Source organism: Hymenobacter coccineus (genome assembly GCF_001816125.1).
In the GTDB taxonomy this organism is placed as follows: domain Bacteria; phylum Bacteroidota; class Bacteroidia; order Cytophagales; family Hymenobacteraceae; genus Hymenobacter; species Hymenobacter coccineus.
This window is the reverse complement of the sequence record NZ_MDZA01000187.1, coordinates 1-4,118: the sequence shown is the minus strand read 5'-3', so window position 1 is coordinate 4,118 and position 4,118 is coordinate 1. Positions and strand designations below refer to the sequence as shown.

The 4,118-nt window shown below is 65.8% G+C and carries 5 protein-coding genes; all 5 read right to left on the bottom strand.

Going from position 1 to position 4,118, the window contains the following annotated elements:
* Window positions 1-933 (bottom strand): TonB-dependent receptor (locus tag BEN49_RS11820; RefSeq protein ID WP_141765654.1); only part of this gene is annotated, 933 nt, incomplete at its 3' end.
* A gap of 109 nt (window positions 934-1,042) precedes the next feature.
* On the bottom strand, window positions 1,043-1,690 hold the full coding sequence (locus BEN49_RS11815) for an O-methyltransferase (protein WP_070743674.1): 648 nt from the start codon (window positions 1,688-1,690) through the stop codon (window positions 1,043-1,045).
* Window positions 1,691-1,737: 47 nt separating this feature from the next.
* Window positions 1,738-2,193, bottom strand: coding sequence for a YDG/SRA domain-containing protein (locus tag BEN49_RS11810; RefSeq protein ID WP_070743671.1), 456 nt, complete (start codon window positions 2,191-2,193; stop codon window positions 1,738-1,740).
* Window positions 2,190-3,428, bottom strand: coding sequence for a M16 family metallopeptidase (locus BEN49_RS11805; RefSeq protein WP_070743668.1), 1,239 nt, complete (start codon window positions 3,426-3,428; stop codon window positions 2,190-2,192). Before BEN49_RS11805 ends, BEN49_RS11810 begins: the two co-directional genes overlap by 4 nt.
* A 101-nt stretch (window positions 3,429-3,529) precedes the next feature.
* Window positions 3,530-4,118, bottom strand: a 589-nt coding sequence (locus tag BEN49_RS11800) for a glycosyltransferase family 9 protein (RefSeq protein ID WP_141765653.1), incomplete at its 5' end; no start/stop codon positions are given.

The following is a 4,118-nucleotide window of genomic DNA, read 5'->3' as shown; positions in this document are numbered from 1 at the left end:
CCCGCCCGCCGACCCCCGCCGCCCTGGTTCGAGGTTGCCCACCACGCCCAGCAGGTCGTCGGTGCCGAAGTTCTGCTCGTTCACGTTGTTGGTCTGCGCCAGCACCGAGATGCGCTGGTCGCCGTGGAAGTTGTTCAGGTTGCCGCTGAGGCGGTAGCGGGCCGCGTCGTTGCTGGCCGCGTCGCGCTGGCCGGCGGGCCCCACGCCGCCCACCACGCGCCCGAAGCTGCCGTTGCGGTACTCGGCCTTGGTGATGACGTTGATGGTTTTGGTGGTGTTACCGTCGTCGAAGCCCGAAAACCGGCTCTGCTCGCTGCGCTGGTCAAACACCTCGATTTTGTCGATGGCATCGGCGGGCAGGTTCTTGAGTACCGCGTCGGGGTCGGTGCCGAAAAACGGCTTGCCGTCCACCAGCACCTGCTGCACGGTTTCGCCCTGGGCCTGCACCTTGCCGTCGGTGCCCACCGTCACGCCGGGCATTTTTTGGAGCAGGTCGCCGGCCGTAGCGTCGGGGTTGGTTTTGAAGGCGCGGGCGTTGAACTGCGTCGTGTCGCCCTTTTGCGAGGCCAGCTGGGCGGCGGCCGTCACCACCACGCCCTTCAACTGCACCCCGCCCGCGGCCAGGGCCAGCGTGCCCAGGCGCAGTGGCTCGGCCCCGACGGTAACCGCCTGGCGCAGGCGCTGGTAGCCCACAAACGAGGCGTCGAGCAGATAGCGCCCTGGGGCCACGTTGTCGAACTGAAACCCGCCCTGGGCATCGGCCGCCACGCCGCTGCGCACCGAATCGGGCAGATGAATCAGCAGCACGTTGGCCCCGATGAGCGGGCTCTGGTCCTTACCGTCGGCCACGCGCCCACTCACGGGCACGGCGGTGGTCTGGGCGTGGGCGGCGAGGGCGGAGCCCAGGCACAGCGGCAACAAATAGCGTTTCATCAAAGGAAAGGAGAAATGAAAAATAATTAAAAATTAAAAAATGAAGAATTAAAAATGCGGGTAACGGGTACTCTGACAGCTTTTTTAATTCTTCATTTTTAATTTTTAATTACCGCTTGCGCAGCAGCAGCAAGCCGTCGCGCAAGGGCAGCAACACGGGCTCGACGCGCGGGTCGCGGGCCACGTGGTCGTTAAAGGCTTGCACGGCGGGCGTGTCCTTGTCGCCGGGCTTCAGGGCGTGGCCCGGCAGCACCTTGCCGCTCCACAGCACATTGTCGACGATAAGCAATCCACCCGGCCGTACTTGGCCGATAACTGCTTCAAAGTAAGCGGCGTTGGCGCGCTTGTCGGCGTCAATAAAGACCAAGTCCCACACTTCATCGGCCAACGCGGGCAAAACGTCGTGCGCGTCGCCGATGTGCAGCGTCACGCGCCCGGCCAGGCCCGCCGCCGCCACGTAGCGCCGGATGCGCGCCTCCCGCTCGGGGTTGATTTCGATGGTGTGCAAGTGTCCGTCCGCCGCCAGGCCCTCGGCCAGGCACAGCGTGGCGTACCCGCAAAACGTGCCGATTTCGAGCACCCGCCGGGGCCCCAGCAAGTGGCTCAGCATGCTTAAAAAGCGCCCCTGCACGTGCCCGCTGCTCATGCGCGGCAGCAACATTTGCAAGTGGGTTTCGCGGGTAAGCTGGGCCAGCAGCGGCGGCTCGGGAGCCGTGTGGGCGGCAGCGTATTGTTCCAGGGACTCTTCTGATTGCACGGGGCTGGGTAAACGGTGGGGCGGTAGCGCCCGCCGCAAAGGTCGCGCTACGCCCGCCAAGGCTCCAGCCGAAACCGCCACACCCGGTAGCCCGACTTGCCCGTCACGTACTCGTGAGCCACCACTTGAAACAGCCCTTCGTAGCGAAACTGCTGGGCCGCCGGCGCCGCCGCGATGCGCCGAAACACCCGCACCGGCCGGCCCGTGGCCTGGCTGCGCACCAGGCCCTGGTTGCGGTGCGTGAGGATTTGGTCGGTGGCTTGGCGGCCGGTTTTGGGGTCGCGCCCGCCGTGGCCGGCGTACCAGAAGTAGTCGTCGTGGATTTCGTCGTCCTCGTACTGGTCGGCCAGGATGATGCTTTCGGCCCCGTGCTGGGCCGTGGCGCACACGCCCGCCCGCAGCGGCCGGTGCTGCCCGCGCTCGGCCAGCTCGTGGCGCGAGGCAAAGAGGTCGCCGGCCCGCGCCGTGCCCACGTGGCCAAACACCGGCGCCTTGGGGCTCATTTCTCCTCCGGCAGGTATTGCAGCACGCTTAGGTGCTCCTCGGTGAGCAACTCGTTGGCCATGTCGCGCAACAGGGCGGCCGTCACGTGCTCGATTTGGCCGAAGATTTCGCTCAGCGGTTCCACGCGGCCCAGGTCGAGGGTGCTCTTGCCGAGCAGCTGCATCAGGCCCGAGTTGCTTTCCTCGCTCATGGCGAGCTGGCCCATGAGCTGGTTTTTGGCCACGTGCAGCTGGGTGGTGGTCAGGGTTTTGTCGCGCAGCAGTTTCAGCTCCTTCTGCACCAGGCCCAGGGTGCGCTTCACCTGCTTGCCTTCGGTGCCGAAGTAGATGCCGAACATGCCCGTGTCGGTGTAGGGCGAGTAGGTGCTGTCGATGGTGTACACCAGGCCGTACTTTTCGCGCACGGCCAGGTTGAGGCGCGAGTTCATGCCGGGGCCCCCGAGGATGTTGTTGAGCATGAAAAACGGGATGCGGCGGGCGTCGGCCAGCGGGTAGGCGGTGCCCCCCACCAGGCAGTGGGCCTGCGTGATGGGCCGGCTTTCGAGCTGCATCTTGCGGGCGTAGGGGCCCACGCCGCTACGTGCCCGGGGCCCCAGCCGCGCTGGCAGCGGCGCCAGAAACTTGTCGGCCAGCCGCTTCACTTCCTTAAATGGTAGGTTGCTGACGGAGCTGAACACCAGCCGGTCGGTGCGCACGTTCTCGTTGTAAAAGGCGTGAAAATCGTCGGACGAAAAGCCGCTTACACTCGCGCGGGTGCCCAAAATATTGACGCCCAGCGGATGCTCGCCGAACACCACCGTGTCGAAATCGTCGATGATGGCGTCCTCCGGCGCGTCCTGGTACATGCTCATTTCCTCCAGAATCACGCCGCGCTCCTTTTCCAGCTCGCGGCCGGGGAAGGTGGAGTTGAACGTGAGGTCCGTCAGTAGTTCGAAGGCCCGCTCGAAGTGTGTGCTGAGCAGCGTGGCGTAGAAGCAGATTTTTTCCTTGGTGGTGTAGGCGTTCAGCTCGCCGCCCACGGTTTCGAGGCGGTTAAGGATGTGGAACGACTTGCGCTTGCGGGTGCCCTTGAAGGCCATGTGCTCCCAGAAGTGGGCCAGGCCCTGCTGGTGGGGCCCCTCGTCGCGCGAGCCCACGTCGAGCATAAAGCCGCAGTGCGCAATTTTGGTGTGCAGCACCTGCTTGTGCAGCAGCCGGATGCCGTTGGGGTACTCGTGGATATCGTAATCAATCATAAGGACCACAAAACTACCGCCGCCGGCCGGAGGTTTCAGGTCCGGCCAGCGCCAGTTAAAAGTTGAGCGTTAGAAGTTGAAAACGATGCACTTCTTAACTTTTAACTCACTTCCAGCGGGGCCAGCAATTGCGCTACCTTGATGGTGTGGGCGCAGCGGAAATGCCCCAGCGGGCAGACCGCGTGCCCGTGCAGGCCGCAGGGCCGGCAGTCGAGCCGCTCCTCGGTTTCGACCACGGTGGCGGCCGGGCTCAGGGGCCCAAACCCGAAGGTGGGCACGGTGCTGCAAAACACCGCCACCACCGGGGCCCCCACCGCCGAGCACAGGTGCAGCGGGGCCGAGTCGTTCACGTAGTTCATCTGGGCCCCGCGCATGAGGGCGGCCGAGGCCAGCAGGCCCAGCTGTCCGGCTAGGCTGATGACATTGGCGCGGCCGCTGTTCACGGCCAGGCGGTCGCAGGCGGGTGCGTCGGGTGGGCCCCCCAGCAGGTACACGCGCAGGCCGGGCGGCAGGGCGGCCAGCAGCTCCAGCCACTTGCTTTCGGGGTACTGTTTGGTGAACCACACCGACGTGGGCGCCAGGCAGAGGTAGGGCCCCTGGGCGGCGTAGGGCGCGGCGGCGGCCTCGTCGGCCGGGGTGGGGTAGAGGCGCGGGGCGATACGCGGCAGGCCGGCCGGGCGGGGGCCCCGG

Coding starts and splice junctions, on each gene's coding strand:
- BEN49_RS11810 (WP_070743671.1), bottom strand. CDS start 2,193: ATGAGCCCCAAGGCGCCGGTGTTTGGCCACGTGGGCACGGCGCGGGCC.
- BEN49_RS11805 (WP_070743668.1), bottom strand. CDS start 3,428: ATGATTGATTACGATATCCACGAGTACCCCAACGGCATCCGGCTGCTG.